Raw genomic sequence first — 16,489 nt, forward strand, 5'->3', positions numbered from 1 at the left:
CCGCGCGGGCGCAGACTTCGCCCTATGATCACGTTTCGCGGATTGACGAAGCGCTACGGCCAGAAGACAGTGGTCAACGGCCTCACCTCGGTCATCGAGCCGGGCACGGTGACCGGGTTCCTCGGCCCGAACGGCGCGGGCAAGTCCACCACCATGCGGATGACCGTCGGGCTCGACCGGCCGGACTCCGGCGACGCGCTGATCCGCGGCAAACCGTATGCAGAGCTACGGTTTCCGCTGCGGGAAGTCGGTGCGCTGCTGGATGCGAAAGCCATGCATCCCGGCCGCAGTGCGGGCAAACACCTGCTCGCGATGGCGCACAGCAACGGGATCGCCGCGAGCCGCGTCGAGGAAGTGCTCGCGACGGTCGGGCTGAGCGACGTCGCGGGCAAGCGCTCCGGGACGTTCTCGCTCGGCATGAGCCAGCGGCTCGGCATCGCCGGCGCACTGCTCGGCGACCCCGGCGTGCTGATGTTCGACGAGCCGGTCAACGGCCTCGACCCGGACGGCGTCCGCTGGGTGCGGCAGCTGATGCGTTCGCTCGCCGCCGAAGGACGCACTGTGTTCGTGTCCAGCCATCTGATGAGCGAAATGCAGCTGACCGCGGACCGGCTGCTGGTCATCGGCAAGGGCTCGATCCTCGCCGACGCGGCGATCGGCGACTTCATCGCGGGCAACTCGAGCCGGTCGGTCGCGGTCCTCGTGCCGGATCCGGCGGAGCGCGCGAAACTCGCGGACTGGCTTCGGGGGAACGGCCGGTCGGTGCTGCCCGGGGAGGACAGCGAACTGCTCGTCGACGAGGCGTCCGCGGCCGAGATCGGGGACCTGGCTTACGAACTGGGCGTCCGGTTGCACGGACTTGCCGAGCGGACCGCTTCGCTCGAGCAGGCGTACATGGAACTGACCGCCGGATCGGTGGAATACGGGGTTACGGCATGACGAAGCTGGCGATTTCGGCGGAGTGGACCAAGTTCTGGTCGGTGCGGGCGACGTGGTGGTCGCTGATCGGCGGAGTGCTGCTGATGGCGTTCTATTCCGTCGTCACCGGGATCTCCCAGCACGCGGGCGGCGAACGGCAGCAGACCGCGCACGGCATCGTCAACAGCGGTGCGATCTGCCTGGTCGAGTTCTGCGTGCTCGCGGTCGCGACGCTGTTCGTGACCAGCGAGTACACCAGCGGGTCGATTCGCTCGACGCTGCAATGGGTTCCGGTGCGGGCGAGGGTCACCGCCGCCAAGGCCGCGGTGCTGGTGCCGGTGCTGTTCGTCTACGGCGTGGTCGTCGCCGCGCTGGGCATGGGGGTCGCCTCGGTGCTGATGCGTGGGGCTGGGGGTTCCACGTCGCTGTCGCAAGGGGCGGTCACCGCGCTGGGCATGGGTGCGTATTTCGCGCTGCTCGGCGTGCTGTGCCTGGGGATTTCGTTCGTGCTGCGCAGTGCGGCGGGCACGTTGGTGGTGGTGATCGTGCTGCTGCTGCCGTTGCCGATGCTGATGTCGTCGTACGTGTTCCCTCCGGCGATGAACTACTTCCCGGCCTTCGCGGGCATGAACGCGATGGTGCCGCCTGGCGACGCGAACCCGTTGCTGGGCAGCCTGCCGCCCTACGGGCCTTGGGTCGGCGTGCTGGTCTGCCTCGCCTGGGCGGCCGCCGGGATCGCCGCGGGAACCGCGCTGCTGAACCGCCGCGACGCCTGATCAGGCGTGCGGCAGCCCCAATCCGGCGAGCACGGCACGGGCGCCGGCAACCAGTTCGGCTTCGGTCGGCGGGTTGACGGAGCCCGTGCCTGCCAGCGCGTCGAAGATCGATCCGTCGAGCCACCCGATGAGCACGCGGGTGTGGTCCTCGGGAGTCGGAGACCCGGCCGCGGCAAGCACTTCCGCGCACCGGCGGCGCAATTCCAGCCCGCCGGCGTCGTATCGAGCGCGCAGCTCCGGCCGCCGGGTCGATTCGAGCGCGAATTCGTAGCGCGCGAGCATTCTCGTGCGTCCGACGGTGATCGAGCGGTGGACCGTCGCGCCCAGGAACTCCGCGAGTTTCCCTTCCGGCGGGACGATTTCGGCCTGGTCCAGCGCGACCATCCGGTCCGCGGCCAGCTCCAGCAACGCGACGCGGGTGCGCGCGTAGTACGACGTCGAACCCGCGGGCAGCCCGGCTGCCCGATCGACGGCGCGGTGCGTCAGCCCGCGCATGCCCTCGGCCGCGATGACCTCGATGGCTGCGTCGCCGATCACAGCTGTCCGTTCCACCCTCGGCACACTACAGGTGTAGAGTCCTCTACAGACGTAGAGGAGGTCGGCATGGCTACGCACCGCGCGGTCGTGGTCGGGGGCGGCATCGGCGGACTGGCCGCGGCGATCGGGTTGCGCCGGGTCGGCTGGGAGGTCACGGTGCTCGAACGGGCACCGGAGCTGACCGCCATCGGGGCGGGAATCTCGTTGTGGCCCAACGCGCAGCGGGCACTGGCCGAACTGGGCGTCGAGCCGCGGATCTCGGCGCAGCGCGGCGGTGGCTTGGTCGACTGGCGCGGACGTCGGCTCGCGAGTTGGGACGCGGACCTCTTCGTCCGCAGTCACGGGCTGCCGCTGGGCGCGATCCACCGGGCGAATCTGATCGAAACGCTGCGGTCGGCGCTGCCGGGCGAATGCCTCAAGACCGGGGTCGAGGTGACGAGCGTCGAGCAGAACGGCGTGGTGCACCACGATTCCGGCTCGGTCGAGGCGGACCTGGTCGTGGCGGCCGACGGAATCAACAGCCCGATCCGGCAGTCGCTCTTCCCGGCCGCACGCGTGGAGTACAGCGGTGGCGCGGCGTTCCGCGGGATCGCCAAGCTGCCGCTGAAACCCAGTTTGAGCACGACGTGGGCGGCGGGAATCGAAATCGGCGTCCTGCCGTTGCTGGACGACGAGGTCTACTGGTGGGTTTCCGAGGCTCGCCCGGCCGGGATCCGGCACGACGACATCCGCGCGTACCTGAGCGCGAAGTACGCCCGCTGGCACGACCCGATTCCGCAGCTCATCGACGCCACGCCGGAAATCCTGCTGCACGACACGCATCACCTCGCGACGCCGCTGCCCCGCTACACCCGCGGCCGCATCGCGCTGCTCGGGGACGCCGCGCACGCCATGCCGCCGTTCCTCGGGCAGGGCGGCTGCCAGGCATTGGAGGACGCGGTAGTGCTGGCCTCGCACGTCCATAAGTCCACAGTGGACGAAGCGCTCCGTAGTTATGACGCGGAACGCCGCCCGCGCACGCAGAAGGTCGCGAAGGCGTCGATCCAGGCCGGCGCCAGCGGTCCGCTCCTCCGCAACCCGGCGGCGGTCGCACTGCGAGCGGCGTTCACCCGGTTGCTGCCCGCAGCGGTCACCACTCGCGTCGGAGCCGGCATCAGCCGCTGGCAACCGCCGACGCTCACACCAGTCCAGCCTCGAACGCCGTGATCGCGGCCTGCACCCGGTTCCGCACGTCCAACCGGGTCAGGATCGTGCTCACGTGCGCCTTCACCGTGCCTTCCACCACGAACATCCGCGCCGCGATGTCCGCATTGGACAGTCCCTCGGCGAGCAGCACCAGCACCTCCCGCTCGCGGTTCGTCAAGACGCTCACCCGCTCGCGCGCGGTCGCGGCCCTGCTGAACCGGCTGCCGGACAATCGCGTGATCACCCGGTGCGCGACCTTCGGCGAAAGGAACGCCGCGCCGTCGGCCACCGCGTGCACCCCGGCGAGCAGTTCGCGCGGATCGCCCGCCTTGAGCAGGAATCCGCTCGCGCCGAGGCCGAGCGCGCGTTCGATGTACTCGTCCTCCCCGAACGTCGTCAGCATGAGAACGCCGGTGTCCGGCAGCAGTTTGCGGATTTCCTCCGCCGCGGCCAGCCCGTCGAGCCCGGGCATGCGAATGTCGAGCAGCGCGACGTCCGGCCGGTTCGCACGCGCCAGTTCGACCGCCGCACGTCCGTCCGCGGCCTCGGCCACCACCTCGATTTCCTTGTCCGAGGCCAGAATCGCGGCCACGCCGGCGCGGATCATCGCTTCGTCGTCGGCCAGCAGTACGCGAATCACGGTTCGTCCTCACTGTAAAGATCCTTGCTCGCCACTCGATCGTCCACAAAGCACAGTCGATAGACGGCATAGTTGAAGTTGAGCCAGCTCCGGCCTGCTCCGTAGTACTCGCAGGTGCTCCGGTAAGGCTGGGGCGGCACGTTGATCGACGGCAGCGTCGTGCGCTGGCGGGCGGGCAGCAGCGGTTCGACGGCCGAGTGCGGCATGCCGATCTGGATCCGCGCGTACGAGTCCGGCGGCAGTTCCGACGATGACCACTGAACCAGGAAGGTCACGCCCGCCCCGCCGATGACCACTCCGAACAGCGCCAGCGGCACCACGATCGCCTGCACCAGGCTCGACCGCACGGCGCGACGGGCGCGTTCCAGCTCGCGCGCGGCCTGTCCGATCCCGTCGTCCTGCTCCGGCGCGGGTGCCGAATCGTGCGGCAGACGGGCCGCCACCTCGAACCCGCCGTCCGCCGGGCCCGCGGTCAGGCTCCCGCCGACCAGCCGCACCCGCTCCTGCAGGCCGATCAGCCCCCGTTGCCCGGACCGGCCGGGCAACGGTCCGGCTGGCGGCGGCGCATTCCGGACCCGGACGTCGGTGGACTCATTGTTGCTGGTCACGACCACCGTGACGGCCGCGCCGGGCGCGTACTTCGCCGCGTTCGTGAGCCCTTCCTGCACCACGCGGTAGGTCGCGCGCGCGACCATCGGCGGTGCGCCGTCCAGCTTGTCGATCCGCGCGCCGATCTCGATCCCGGACGCCCGCGCGCGGTCGATCAGCTCCCCCAGATCACCCTGCACCGGCTCGATCGGCGCGGCGTCCTCGCGCAGCACGCCGATGATCTCGCGCAGCCGTTCCGTCGCCGTCGCCGCGCCCGCCCGAAGCTGTCCGGCGGCCTCGCGTTGCTCTTCGCCGAGCTCGCTGTCAACCTCCAGAGCCGCCGCGCGCACCGCGATCAGGCTCAGCTCATGGCCGAGCGAATCGTGCATGTCGCTGGCGATCCGGGCCCGCTCCCGCAGCCGCGCCTCCTGCGCGACCAGCCGGTGCCTGCTCTCCATCTCCTCCGCGCGCCGCCACCCGTCCTGCGCGAGCTCGCGCCGCAGCCGCACGTGCCTGCCGAGCAGACACGGCGCGACCCCGGCGAACGCGAGCGTGCCGAGCACCGCGCCCCACGCGTCGAAGCCCGCCGTCGGCAGGAAAGCCAGCGGGATCCCGGCCACTGCGATGGCGAAGAAGCAGATCATCGCCACGCGTGCCCTGGCCAGCCGCAGCCCGGCCAGGTACGAGATCACGACGATCAGGAAGAACTCCCACACCGCCACCCGGCCGCCCCAGCCGAACGCGATGACGAGCGCCGTCGCCATCGCCACCGCCAGCGCGAACGCCGGGTAGACGCGGGCGGTGGCCATCGCCAGGGTGACCGACACCAGGCCGTAGACGAGTTCCCAGACGTTCGGGTCGAGCGGGCCGTCGAGCACGACGAACCCGCACAACGCGGCCCAGAGCAGCGCGTCGAACGTCACGCGCCAGCGGACTCGCGTCGCCTCCTTCATTCCGCTGACGCTACAAGGGCCGCCCGATTCGTCACCACTGCCGAAAGTCAAGGTCGAGATCGTGAGGCATGATGGGTCACCATGGCTGAACGCACCCTGGCCGAGCAGCTCGGCGCTCCCTTGCCGGACGGCATCGAATCCCTGCCTGAGCAGCACAAACAGGATCTGTCGGCGGCCTTGCGGGACGCCCGGCACCGGCAGGCGCAGGCGCTCGCCCGCGCGGGTGAGGAAAGCCTGAAATACGTGCCCGCGCTGCTGCGCGGCGCGGTGCGGAAAGCGGTCGGCCTGTGAACCCGGAAATCCTCAAACTCGCCCGGGTGCTCGACGTCGACCCCGCCCGGCTCGACTACCTCGCCGACGTCGACCAGGGCGAGGTCCGGCTGCTGCGCGAGCAGATGACGACCACGCTGTTCGACGCGAACCTCGTCGTGCTGGAGCGGATGGCGCTGGCGAGCAAGCTGCTGCCGGCCGGGGTGACCGCGAAAATCGCGGAGAAGGTGTTCGGCCCGCTGCTGTGCGCGCGGATCGCCGGACTGGTCGACGTGTCACGCGGCGTCGACGTCGCGAAACGGCTGTCGCCGAAGTTCCTCGCCTCGGTCGCGGCGGAACTGGACCCGCGGCGGGCCACTTCGATCATCACCCGGATCCCGGTGACGACCGTCGTGGCGGTCGCCGAGGAACTGACCCGCCGCGAAGACTGGATCACGCTGGGCCGCTTCGTCGGCCACCTGCCGGACGACACGGTCCGCCGCTGCGTAGGCCTGCTGGACGACGCCGGTCTCCTGCACACCGCGTACGTCCTGGACGACCGGAGCCGGATCGACCACGTACTCAGCCTGGTCGGCGAGGATCGCCTGCCCGCACTGGTACGCACCGCCGCGGCGGACGAGTCGCTGTGGGCACCGGCGCTGGATGTGCTGGCCCATCTGAACGAAGCCCGCCGAGCGACGGTACGACCGCTGCTCGGCGAACTTCCGGAGGAACTGCGAACCCGCGCCGAAGCGGCGCTCGCCTAAGCCACGATCAGATAGATCCCGTACCCGATCACCGCGGCACAAACCGCGAAACACACCACCGCGCCGGTCAGCTGAACCGTGCCACTGCCACCGTGCGCCCGCGCCGTCACCCGCTCCGAGAGGCCGCGCACCCCGTACGCGAACAGCCCGGTCAGCACAACCGCCGCGGCCAGTGCCACCACGAAAACGATGCCCAGGGCACCCCAGTTGATCGCCATGTCGTGCTCCCTCAGGCCGCGGCCGGAGCGGCCTCGGCGGCCTCCGGCTCGTTGTTGACGGTGGCCGGCGTGACCGGGTTGCGCCGCGACGCGAGCCAGATGCCCAGCGCGAGCAGCACTCCGACGCCGCCGACGAGGACGGTTCCCCAGCTGCCCCGGGTGGAAACCGCGGCGGCGACGGCCCCGACGATCGCGGCGGCGGGCAGCGTGAGCGCCCAGGCGAGCACCATCTTGCCCGCGACGCCCCAGCGGACCTCGGCGAGTTTCCGGCCCAGCCCGGAGCCGATGATGCCGCCCGAGGTGACGTGCGTGGTCGACAGCGCGAAGCCGAGGTGCGACGAGGCCAGGATGACCGCCGCGGAACTCGTCTCGGCGGCAAAGCCTTGCGGCGTCTGGATTTCGGTGAGCTTCTTGCCCATCGTCTGGATGATCCGCCAGCCTCCGAAGTAGGTGCCGAGCGCGATCGCCGCGCCGGAGGCGAGGATGACCCACACTGGCGGGTTCGACCCCGGCGCGAGCGAACCGCCCGCGATCAGTGCGAGCGTGATGACGCCCATCGTCTTCTGCGCGTCGTTGGTGCCGTGCGCGAGCGACACGAGGCTCGCCGAAAGCACCTGACCGGTCTTGAACCCCTTGCCGACCACGTCCTGCCGGGCCTTGGCGGTGATCCGGTAAACGAGGAAAGTGCCGACGATCGCGACGATTCCCGCCACCACCGGCGACGCGATCGCCGGGATCAGCACCTTTTCGACAACCTTCGCGAAGTGCACGGCGTCCGCGCCGGACGCGATCCAGGTCGCCCCGATCAGCCCGCCGAACAACGCGTGCGACGAACTCGACGGCAGCCCGACCAGCCACGTCACGAGATTCCAGACGATGGCCCCGACCAATCCGGCGAAAATCACCACCGGCGTGACTTTGGTGTCGTCGACGATCCCGCCGGAAATGGTTTTCGCGACCTCGATCGAAAGGAACGCGCCGACGAGATTCAGCACCGCCGAGATCGCGACCGCGACCCGGGGCTTCAGCGCACCGGTGGCGATCGAGGTGGCCATCGCGTTGGCCGTGTCGTGGAACCCGTTGGTGAAGTCGAAGGCCAGCGCCGCGACGATCACCACCAGGACGATGAGAGAAAAGTCCATGCCCGCTCTCCAGTCCGGAGTGTCCTGCGGGAGTGACGGTACCTACGCGGGCGGGGTCTCCAGATCCCTCAGCGAGTGGCCAGTAGTTGAACTCTGAATGAACGAGATCTTGCCGATGCCGCCGGTTTTCCGCCGTTTACCTGCTGGTCCTTTTTCATCGTCGCCCTTGAGCTTCCGGACTGCGCGCGCGGCTGGGCGCGGGGGCAGGAACTCTGCCCCCGCACCCTGTCAGGAAAAGGACGCCGAAGACATTTCCGGCAATGGGTTCTGCCCCAGATGCTGCGCCCCGTTCGCGGCGGATTCCCGGACCGCGGCGAAGCCATACCGGCGCATTTCCGCCTCGTATTCCCCGATCGCATCCGCCGAGCCGCTGCTCAACGCGGCAGCGAGCGCAGCACCGTCGCGCATCGCGGTGTTGGCACCCGCCCCGGCGGCCGGGCTCATCGCGTGGATCGCGTCACCGACCAGGCACACCCGCGACGGCTCCCACGGTCCGATCGGCACGCTGGTCCGGATCGAAACGAGGAACGGCGAGTCCGGAAGCCAGCTTTCGACCATCCGGCGCACGCGCGGGTTCCAGTCCGCGACCCGGTCGAGCACGAGCTTCTGCATCTCGTCCGCGGACAGCGCGCGGAGTTCGTCGTCCGTCCGCCCGAAGACTTCCTGCCGCGCACCGAAAGCGCAGGTCATGTACGGCTCGTCAGGGCTGAGCCGAACGTTCGGCGCGAGCCGCGCGCAGGCGTCGGCGATCGGCTCCGGGTAGTCGACCGGCGCGAACCCGATCATCTGCTTGTGCGGCCCGGAAACGATGCTGAACACGGCGAACATCTCCGGGTCGAACAGTTCCCGGGTCGCCTCGGTGAGCGGGATCTTCGCGTACAGCTGGCGCAATCCGGTGTCGACGACCCGCGCGTGCGGGAGATATTGGCGGCGCACCGGCGAATTCACCCCGTCCGCGCCGACGAGAACCGCGCCGCGCGCCTGGGTGCCGTCGGCGAAGTGCGCGATCACGCCGTTGTCGTGCTTCTCGTACCGCACGAACTCTTTGCCGAAATGGACGTTGTCGAGGCCCTCGAACAGAATCTGCCGCAGGGTGAACCGGTTGACGTTGCGCTGGACCTCGCCGTCGTCCAGCACGAACTCGGTGCGTGGCGTCAGCTGGCTGTCGTAGATCGTGGTGGCGTTGCGTGGCTGGCCCGAGGTAGCGAGGAACAACTCGTGCAGGTGCGGCGGCAGAACTTCCCGCAACGCCTGGTCGCCGCGGGAATCGATGTGCAGCCGATAACCCTGCCGACGCGCGTCCAGCGCGGAATCGCGTTCGTAGACCTCGCACGGGATCCCGGCTTTGCGCAGGCCCTGCGCGAGGCACAGCCCGCCGAGCCCGGCCCCGATCACGAGCACAGTGTTGTCCGCGTTGTTCACGTTATTCGCCATCAGCGAAGTCCCTTCCGTACCAACGTTCTGGTTCGAGAGGGACGCACTGGGCTCGGCCCGCCTTAGCCGGGCGCTCGGAAACAGAGCGAATGAGTCGTCCGGCCTAACCCATACCGGACAATGGTCTTTCGCGCGTCCTGTTCCCTTTCACGTTAGCGCAGCCGCGGACGCCGTCGCCACCGAATTAACGCACCCTTGCCCCTTTCCGCCACACCGAGTGGGTCAACGGGACCCCGGGCCGATAAGCGAGATGCGTAGTGGACGGCGCGTCGAGTACGTGCACATCCGCCCGCGCACCCGGGCGCAAATAGCCGACGTCGTCGCGGCGAAGTGCCCGCGCCCCGCCGGCGGTCGCCGACCACACCGCCTCGTCGACGGTCATCCGCAGCTGAAGCACGGCCGTCGTCACGCAGAACGCCACCGACGTGGTGTACGAGCTGCCGGGATTGGCGTTGCTGGCCAACGCGACCGTCGCGCCGGCGTCGAGCAGCCGACGCGCCGGTGCCAGCGCTTGCCTGGTGGACAGATCGCAGGCGGGCAGGATCGTCGCGACCGTGTTGGACGACGCGAGCGCCTCGACGTCGGCATCGCTCAGATACGTGCAGTGGTCGACACTCGCCGCGTCCAGCTCCACCGCCAGCCGCACGCCCGGCCCTTCGCCGAGCTGATTGCCGTGCACCCGCAGCCCAAGCCCGCGCTCCGCCGCCGCTTTGAGCACGCGCGCCGACTGCGCCTCGTCGAACGCGCCGGTCTCGCAGAACACATCGGCCCACCGCACGTGCGGCGCGACCGCGTCCAGCATCTCGCCGCAGACCAAGTCCACATAGGACTCCGCGTCGGCGCCCGGCGGCACGAGATGCGCTCCCAGGAAGGTCACCTCGTCCGCGACCTCGCCCGCGATCCGCGCCGACCGTGCCTCGTCGGCGACGGTGAGGCCGTATCCCGTCTTCGTCTCCAGGCAGGTCGTGCCCTGCGCAGCCGCTTCCTCGACATGTCGACGCAGATTCGCCGCCAGTTGCTCGTCCGAAGCCGCCCGCGTCGCATCGACGGTGACCGCGATTCCGCCTGCCGCGTAAGCCTGTCCGGCCATCCGCGCCTCGAACTCGGCGGTGCGGTCGCCCGCGAATACGAGATGCGTGTGGCTGTCGACCCACCCAGGCAGCACGGCACGGCCCTCGACGTCGACGCGCTCGTCGGCGTCCGGCGCCTGCGCAGCCGGACCCGCCCACGCGACGGTCTCGCCGTCGAGCACCAGCGCGGCGTCGCGGAGCTTGCCCAGTTCCGGGTCGTTCGTGGTGAGCTCGCCGATTCCGGTGATCAGAACTGCCACAGCGCCTCGATCTCCTTGGCCAGTAAGGTTTCCGGTCGTTCGATCAGCACGTGCGCACCGTCGCGCACCACTTCCCGCCCGGCCACCACCACGGTACGGACGTCCGCGGCCGCGGCGGCGAACAGCACGCCAGACGGTTCGATCCCGGCCGTGCGCACCGTGTCCGTTGCGACCGTGACCAGGTCCGCTCCGGCGCCAGCCGCGAGAGTGCCGGTCTCCGGCCAGCCCGCGGAGATGTGCTCGGTGCCAGCGGCGAGCAGCTCTTCCGCGCTGAACCGGCCGCGCTCCTCGCTGGCGAGCCGATCGTCCAGCTCCAGCGCCCGGGTCTCCTCGAACGCGTCGACCACCGCGTTGCTGTCGCTCCCGATGCCGAGCCGCGCGCCCGCGTCGAGCAGGCTCCGGGCCGGGCCGATGCCGTCGCCGAGATCCCGTTCGGTGGTCGGGCAGAAGCACGCGCCGCTTCGGGAATCACCCAGCCACTTGATGTCCTGCTCGGTCAGATGCGTCGCATGCACCGCGGTGAGCCGTTCGCCGAGCACGCCGTAATCCCACAGCAACCCGGTCGGCGTCCAGCGATACGCGGCCTCGCACTGCTCGTTCTCCGCACGCTGTTCGGACAGGTGGATGTGCAACGGCCGGTCCTTCGGCACCGCGTTGTCCACCTTCGGCAGCTCGTACTCCGGCACCGCACGCACCGAGTGGATCGCCCCGCCAACGCGGAACAGGTCGTCTTCTTTCAGCAGCGCAACGCGTTCCGCCCACTTCTCGGCGGAACCGTCCGAAAACCGCTGCTGCACCTCGTCCGGCGGCACGCCGATGCCGCCCGCGAGATAGCAGGTGTCGAGCAGGGTCATCCGGATCCCGGCGTCCCGCGCGGCCTGCCGCAACGCGTCGCCCATCGCGTTGGGCGACGCGTACGGCTTGCCGCCCGGACCGTGGTGCAGATAGTGGAACTCGGCGACGCTCGTGTACCCCGCCAGCACCATCTCGGCGTAAACACCCCGGGCGAGCCGGTAGTACGAATCCGGATCGAGCCGGGCGGCGAGCGAGTACATCCGCTCCCGCCACGTCCAGAACGTGCCCCGCTCGTGGTGCGTCCGGCCCCGCAACGCGCGGTGGAACGCGTGCGAATGCCCGTTGGCGAACCCGGGGAGCGTCAGTCCGTTAAGGATGGTTCCGGTCTTCTCCGCATTGGCGGTCACCGAAACGATCCGGCCGTCGGCGATCTCGATCCGGACCGCTTCCGCGACCCCGTCGGGCAGCCAGGCCCGTTCGCACCAGTACGTGGTCATCTCGCGAGCCGCTCCAGCACCTCGGCGAGCGCCCGCGCACCGGCCTCGACGTCGTCCGCCTCAGCGAATTCCTCGGGCGCGTGGCTGATCCCGGTCGGATTGCGAACGTACAGCATCCCGGACGGCACGAATCCCGACAGGATCGCCGCGTCGTGCCCGGCGCCGGTGGGCAGCTCGGGCGGATTGCCCAGCCACTCCCCCAGCGACCGCCGCAGCGCCTCGTCGAACACCACATCGTCGGAGTACGACTCGCGCGTGACCGCCAGCTCGCACCCTTCCGCCTCGGCAGCGGCCCGCGCCGCTTGAGTGATCTCCTCGACCAGCGCCGGCGTCGCAGTGCCCGGAACGCGTGCGTCCAGCCACATGTCCACAGTGGACGCGATCACGTTCGTCCCGCCCGGCGTGGGCACCAGCCGTCCCACGGTCGCCCGCGCGTCCGACGTCTTCCGCGCCAGCCGCCGCACCGCGACCACGGTCTCGGCGGCGGGAAGCATCGGGTCGACCCGGTCCGCGAGCAACGTCGCACCCGCGTGGTTTCCCTGCCCGGCAAAGGAGAATCGCCACCGGCCGTGCGCGATCACCGTGTTGCCGACCGCCACCGGCGACCCGAGGTCGGTCAGCCCCCTGCCCTGTTCGACGTGCAATTCCAGGAACTGCCCGATCATCCCGAGCCGGTCCGGATCCGCGCCGACCCGGTCCACGTCCAGCCCGGACTTCGCCGCGGCCTCCGCGAACGTGACGCCGGACGGATCCCGCAGCGCCCGCGCCCGGTCCGCGTCGATCGTCCCGGTGAGCAGCCGCGAACCGAGACACGGCACGCCGAAGCGCCCGCCCTCCTCTTCGGCGAAGACCACCACCGCGAACGGTTTGGCCGGGCGGAAACCCTTGGCCTGCAACGTTTCCACCGCCGCCAGCGCACTCACGACGCCGAGCGGACCGTCGAACGCGCCGCCACCCGGCACCGAGTCCAGATGGCTGCCGGTGACGACCGCGTCCGCGCCAGGAGCGCCCCACCACGCCCACAGGTTGCCGTTGCGATCGGTCTCGACGTCGAGGCCCAACTGCTGCGCCCGTTCGACGAACCACGTGCGCAGGTCGTGTTCCGGCGAATCGAACGCGTGCCGCGAGTAACCGCCGCGCCGGGCGTCGCGCCCGACGTCGGCGATCTCGCCGAGCAGCCCGGATGCGGTCACGCCTGCTCCCGCATCGGCACCCGCACGCCACGCTCGCCGGCGACCTCGGCCGCGCGGTCGTATCCGGCGTCGACGTGCCGGATGACGCCCATGCCCGGGTCGTTCGTGAGCACCCGCTCCAGCTTCTGCGCCGCCAGCGGCGTGCCGTCCGCGACGCTCACCTGCCCGGCGTGGATGGACCGGCCCATGCCGACCCCACCGCCGTGGTGGATGGACACCCAGCTCGCCCCGGACGAGGTGTTGACCAGCGCGTTGAGCAGCGGCCAGTCGGCGATCGCGTCGGAGCCGTCGGCCATGCCCTCGGTCTCGCGGTACGGCGACGCGACACTGCCCGAGTCGAGGTGGTCGCGGCCGATCACGACCGGGGCCTTCAGCTCGCCGCTGGCCACCATCTCGTTGAAGCGCAGACCGGCCAGGTGCCGTTCGCCGTAGCCGAGCCAGCAGATCCGGGCGGGCAGGCCCTGGAAGGCGACGCGCTCGCCGGCCATCTTGATCCAGCGGGCCAGCGATTCGTTCTCCGGGAACAGTTCGAGCATCGCGCGGTCGGTCGCGGCGATGTCCTCCGGGTCGCCGGAGAGCGCGGCCCAGCGGAACGGCCCGTTGCCCTCGCAGAACAGCGGCCGGATGTAGGCGGGCACGAAGCCCGGGAAGTCGAACGCGCGCTCGCAGCCGCCGAGTTTCGCCTCGCCGCGCAGGGAGTTGCCGTAGTCGAAGACCTCGGCGCCGCGGTCGAGGAACCCGAGCATCGCGTCGACGTGCTCGGCCATCGACTCGCGCGCCCGGTCGGTGAACTCGTCCGGCTTCTTGGCCGCGTAGTCCTGCCAGTCGTCCACGCTGATGCCCTTGGGCAGGTAGGACAGCGGGTCGTGCGCGGACGTCTGGTCGGTGACGATGTCCACCTCGACGTCGCGGCGCAGCAGCTCCGGCAGCACCTCGGCGGCGTTGCCGACCACGCCGACCGACAGCGGACGCCGCTCCTTCTTCGCCGCGGTGACCCGCCGGATCGCGTCGTCCAGGTCGTCGGCCACCTCGTCGAGGTAGCGGTGCTCGACGCGGCGGTGCGCGCGCTGGGCGTCGACCTCGATGCACAACGCCACGCCGTCGTTCATCGTGACCGCGAGCGGCTGCGCGCCGCCCATGCCGCCGAGCCCGGCGGTGACGGTGAGCGTGCCGCGCAGCGTTCCGCCGAACCGCTTCTTCGCGACCGCGGCGAACGTCTCGTAGGTGCCCTGCAGGATGCCTTGCGTGCCAATGTAAATCCACGAACCGGCGGTCATCTGCCCGTACATGGTGAGGCCCTGCTGCTCGAGCCTGCGGAACTCCGGCCAGGTCGCCCAGTCGCCCACCAGGTTCGAGTTCGCGATCAGCACCCGCGGCGCCCATTCGTGCGTGCGGAACACGCCGACCGGCTTGCCGGACTGGACCAGCAGCGTCTCGTCCTGCTCCAGCGCGGTCAGCTCGCGGGTGATCGCGTCGAAGCTCGCCCAGTTGCGCGCGGCGCGGCCGGTGCCGCCGTAGACGACCAGGTCCTCGGGCCGTTCGGCGACCTCGGGGTCGAGGTTGTTGTGGAACATCCGCAGCGCGGCCTCGGTCTGCCAGTTCTTCGCGGTCAGCGAGGTGCCGCGGGCGGCGCGGACGGTACGGGCGGTGCTAGTCATGCTCAGGCCTCCAGTTCGGCCGCGGCCAGGACAGCGCCCGACCGCACGAGTTCTTCGGCGGCCGCGATCTCGGGCGCCAGGTGACGATCGGGGCCAGGACCCGCGACCTTGGTGCGCAGCAGGTCCCGGACGCGTCCGGTGACCGGCGAGGGCTGCAGCGGCGCGCGGAAATCGAGCGCGCGGGCAGCGGTGAGCAGTTCGACGGCGAGCACGGTGGTCAGGCCGTCGACCGCCTTGCGCAGCTTGCGCGCGGCGGACCAGCCCATGGACACGTGGTCCTCCTGCATCGCGCTGCTCGGGATCGAGTCGACCGAGGCGGGCACCGCGAGCCGCTTCAGCTCGCTGACCACGGCGGCCTGCGTGTACTGCGCGATCATGTGCCCGGAGTCGACGCCGGGGTCGTGCGCGAGGAACGGCGGCAGCCCGTGCGAACGCGCCTGGTCGAGCATCCGGTCGGTGCGGCGTTCGGCGATGCTCGCCACGTCCGCCACCGGCACCGCGAGGAAGTCGAGCACGTACGCGACCGGCGCGCCGTGGAAGTTGCCGTTCGACTCCACCCGGCCGTCGGCCAGCACCACCGGGTTGTCCACCGCGGACCAGAGTTCCCGCTCCGCGACCAGTTCCGCGTGCGTCAGCGTGTCCCGCGCGGCGCCGTGCACCTGCGGCGCGCACCGCAGCGAGTACGCGTCCTGCACGCGGTTGCAGTCCGGGCCGCGGTGGCTCTCCACGATCTTCGACCCCTGCAACGCCGCGAACATCCGCGCCGCGCTGGTCGCCTGGCCGGGATGCGGACGCAGCGCCTGCAGATCGGCGGCGAACGCGCGATCGGTGCCCAGCAGCGCCTCGACGCTCATCGCCGCGGTGAGGTCGGCGACGTCCAGCAGCCGATGCAGGTCGGCGGCAGCGAGCAGCAGCATGCCGAGCATGCCGTCGGTGCCGTTGGTGAGCGCGAGGCCCTCCTTCTCGGCCAGCACGAGCGGCGTGATCCCGGCCGCCCGCAACGCGTCCGCGGCGGGCTTCCGCTCGCCCGCGTGGAACACCTCGCCCTCGCCCATCAACGCGAGCGCGACCGCGGCCAGCGGCGCGAGGTCGCCGGAGCAGCCGAGCGAACCGTACTCGTGCACCACCGGCGTGATGTCCGCGTTGAGCAGCGCCGCAAGCGTTTGCGCCGTCTGCGGGCGCACCCCGGTGTAACCGCTGGCCAGCGTGCGCAGGCGCAGCAGCATCAGGGCGCGCACCACCTCCGGCTCCACCGCGGGCCCGGCGCCCGCGGCGTGCGAGCGGATCAGGCTGCGCTGCAGCGCGGTACGGCTCTCGACGGGGATGTGGCGCGTGGCGAGCGCGCCGAACCCGGTCGAGACCCCATAGGTCGGCGACGTGGCGTCGGCGAGGTCTTCGATGTGCTGGCGGGTGGCGGCGAGGTTCTTCTCGACCGTCTCGGCGAGCCCGACGTGCGCGTGCCCACGGACGATGTCGACAACCTGCGCCGCGGTCATCGGCTTCGAGCTCAGGAGGACTGGTTCCGGCATGCCGCCATTGCACCTCCCGGCGGGCCCGCGCGACAGGGCGGAGTTCGCGGTAGTGTCTGGTATCCAAGACAACACGTGGC

Annotated in this window: 16 protein-coding genes; 5 read left to right on the plus strand and 11 right to left on the minus strand. The window is 70.6% G+C overall.

Annotated elements, in window-relative coordinates:
• The first annotated feature begins 24 nt into the window (after positions 1-24).
• Complete coding sequence (locus DMP23_RS27490) at positions 25-939, plus strand: ATP-binding cassette domain-containing protein (protein ID WP_337822978.1); 915 nt, start codon at positions 25-27, stop codon at positions 937-939.
• Positions 936-1,694 (plus strand): ABC transporter permease, encoded by a 759-nt coding sequence (locus tag DMP23_RS27495; RefSeq protein WP_337822979.1) that lies wholly within the window; start codon positions 936-938, stop codon positions 1,692-1,694. The genes DMP23_RS27490 and DMP23_RS27495 overlap by 4 nt, the downstream gene beginning before the upstream one ends.
• On the opposite strand, the gene DMP23_RS27500 is transcribed toward DMP23_RS27495, so the two are convergent.
• Complete coding sequence (locus DMP23_RS27500) at positions 1,695-2,246, minus strand: TetR/AcrR family transcriptional regulator (protein ID WP_134663386.1); 552 nt, start codon at positions 2,244-2,246, stop codon at positions 1,695-1,697.
• 51 nt (positions 2,247-2,297) lie between these two features.
• Here DMP23_RS27500 and DMP23_RS27505 point away from each other — a divergent pair, with 51 nt between their 5' ends.
• A complete protein-coding gene (locus DMP23_RS27505; RefSeq protein WP_337822980.1) occupies positions 2,298-3,437 on the plus strand; it encodes an FAD-dependent monooxygenase in 1,140 nt (379 codons plus the stop codon).
• On the opposite strand, the gene DMP23_RS27510 is transcribed toward DMP23_RS27505, so the two are convergent.
• Together DMP23_RS27510 and DMP23_RS27515 are read right to left on the minus strand one after the other, a co-directional pair.
• Positions 3,409-4,056 (minus strand): response regulator, encoded by a 648-nt coding sequence (locus tag DMP23_RS27510; protein WP_037818314.1) that lies wholly within the window; start codon positions 4,054-4,056, stop codon positions 3,409-3,411. The genes DMP23_RS27505 and DMP23_RS27510 overlap by 29 nt on opposite strands.
• Complete coding sequence (locus DMP23_RS27515; protein WP_337822981.1) at positions 4,053-5,597, minus strand: sensor histidine kinase; 1,545 nt, start codon at positions 5,595-5,597, stop codon at positions 4,053-4,055. Before DMP23_RS27515 ends, DMP23_RS27510 begins: the two co-directional genes overlap by 4 nt.
• A gap of 81 nt (positions 5,598-5,678) precedes the next feature.
• On the opposite strand from DMP23_RS27515, the gene DMP23_RS27520 reads away from it, so the two are divergent.
• Together DMP23_RS27520 and DMP23_RS27525 are read left to right on the plus strand one after the other, a co-directional pair.
• Positions 5,679-5,888: a hypothetical protein gene (locus tag DMP23_RS27520; protein WP_037818312.1), complete on the plus strand. Its 210-nt coding sequence runs from the start codon at positions 5,679-5,681 to the stop codon at positions 5,886-5,888.
• A complete protein-coding gene (locus DMP23_RS27525; protein ID WP_337822982.1) occupies positions 5,885-6,613 on the plus strand; it encodes a hypothetical protein in 729 nt (242 codons plus the stop codon). The genes DMP23_RS27520 and DMP23_RS27525 overlap by 4 nt, the downstream gene beginning before the upstream one ends.
• On the opposite strand, the gene DMP23_RS27530 is transcribed toward DMP23_RS27525, so the two are convergent.
• The 8 genes from DMP23_RS27530 to hutH form a co-directional block, all read right to left on the minus strand.
• The gene (locus DMP23_RS27530; RefSeq protein WP_134663390.1) at positions 6,610-6,831 is read right to left on the minus strand and encodes a hypothetical protein; all 222 of its coding nucleotides are present in this window, start codon (positions 6,829-6,831) and stop codon (positions 6,610-6,612) included. The two genes, DMP23_RS27525 and DMP23_RS27530, sit on opposite strands and share 4 nt — an antisense overlap.
• A gap of 11 nt (positions 6,832-6,842) precedes the next feature.
• Positions 6,843-7,973, minus strand: coding sequence for an inorganic phosphate transporter (locus tag DMP23_RS27535; RefSeq protein ID WP_337822983.1), 1,131 nt, complete (start codon positions 7,971-7,973; stop codon positions 6,843-6,845).
• A 228-nt stretch (positions 7,974-8,201) separates the two neighbouring features.
• Positions 8,202-9,407 carry an FAD-dependent oxidoreductase gene (locus tag DMP23_RS27540; protein ID WP_337822984.1) on the minus strand — a complete coding sequence of 402 codons (1,206 nt, stop codon included), beginning with the start codon at positions 9,405-9,407 and terminating at the stop codon, positions 8,202-8,204.
• Between the two features lie 184 nt (positions 9,408-9,591).
• Positions 9,592-10,737: an imidazolonepropionase gene (gene hutI / locus DMP23_RS27545; RefSeq protein ID WP_037818308.1), complete on the minus strand. Its 1,146-nt coding sequence runs from the start codon at positions 10,735-10,737 to the stop codon at positions 9,592-9,594.
• Complete coding sequence (locus DMP23_RS27550; RefSeq protein ID WP_337822985.1) at positions 10,725-12,029, minus strand: formimidoylglutamate deiminase; 1,305 nt, start codon at positions 12,027-12,029, stop codon at positions 10,725-10,727. Before DMP23_RS27550 ends, hutI begins: the two co-directional genes overlap by 13 nt.
• On the minus strand, positions 12,026-13,222 hold the full coding sequence (locus DMP23_RS27555) for an allantoate amidohydrolase (protein WP_337822986.1): 1,197 nt from the start codon (positions 13,220-13,222) through the stop codon (positions 12,026-12,028). The genes DMP23_RS27550 and DMP23_RS27555 overlap by 4 nt, the downstream gene beginning before the upstream one ends.
• Positions 13,219-14,880: a urocanate hydratase gene (hutU, locus tag DMP23_RS27560; protein ID WP_337822987.1), complete on the minus strand. Its 1,662-nt coding sequence runs from the start codon at positions 14,878-14,880 to the stop codon at positions 13,219-13,221. The genes DMP23_RS27555 and hutU overlap by 4 nt, the downstream gene beginning before the upstream one ends.
• A 2-nt stretch (positions 14,881-14,882) precedes the next feature.
• On the minus strand, positions 14,883-16,409 hold the full coding sequence (hutH, locus tag DMP23_RS27565; RefSeq protein ID WP_337822988.1) for a histidine ammonia-lyase: 1,527 nt from the start codon (positions 16,407-16,409) through the stop codon (positions 14,883-14,885).
• Positions 16,410-16,489 lie beyond the last annotated feature (80 nt).

It is taken from the genome of Amycolatopsis sp. A1MSW2902 (assembly GCF_017312175.1).
Classification (GTDB): Bacteria; Actinomycetota; Actinomycetes; order Mycobacteriales; family Pseudonocardiaceae; genus Amycolatopsis; species Amycolatopsis nivea.

Coding starts and splice junctions, on each gene's coding strand:
- DMP23_RS27490 (WP_337822978.1), top strand. CDS start 25: ATGATCACGTTTCGCGGATTGACGAAGCGCTACGGCCAGAAGACAGTG.
- DMP23_RS27495 (WP_337822979.1), top strand. CDS start 936: ATGACGAAGCTGGCGATTTCGGCGGAGTGGACCAAGTTCTGGTCGGTG.
- DMP23_RS27505 (WP_337822980.1), top strand. CDS start 2,298: ATGGCTACGCACCGCGCGGTCGTGGTCGGGGGCGGCATCGGCGGACTG.
- DMP23_RS27515 (WP_337822981.1), bottom strand. CDS start 5,597: ATGAAGGAGGCGACGCGAGTCCGCTGGCGCGTGACGTTCGACGCGCTG.
- DMP23_RS27520 (WP_037818312.1), top strand. CDS start 5,679: ATGGCTGAACGCACCCTGGCCGAGCAGCTCGGCGCTCCCTTGCCGGAC.
- DMP23_RS27530 (WP_134663390.1), bottom strand. CDS start 6,831: ATGGCGATCAACTGGGGTGCCCTGGGCATCGTTTTCGTGGTGGCACTG.
- DMP23_RS27535 (WP_337822983.1), bottom strand. CDS start 7,973: ATGGACTTTTCTCTCATCGTCCTGGTGGTGATCGTCGCGGCGCTGGCC.
- DMP23_RS27540 (WP_337822984.1), bottom strand. CDS start 9,407: ATGGCGAATAACGTGAACAACGCGGACAACACTGTGCTCGTGATCGGG.
- DMP23_RS27550 (WP_337822985.1), bottom strand. CDS start 12,029: ATGACCACGTACTGGTGCGAACGGGCCTGGCTGCCCGACGGGGTCGCG.
- hutU (WP_337822987.1), bottom strand. CDS start 14,880: ATGACTAGCACCGCCCGTACCGTCCGCGCCGCCCGCGGCACCTCGCTG.
- hutH (WP_337822988.1), bottom strand. CDS start 16,409: ATGCCGGAACCAGTCCTCCTGAGCTCGAAGCCGATGACCGCGGCGCAG.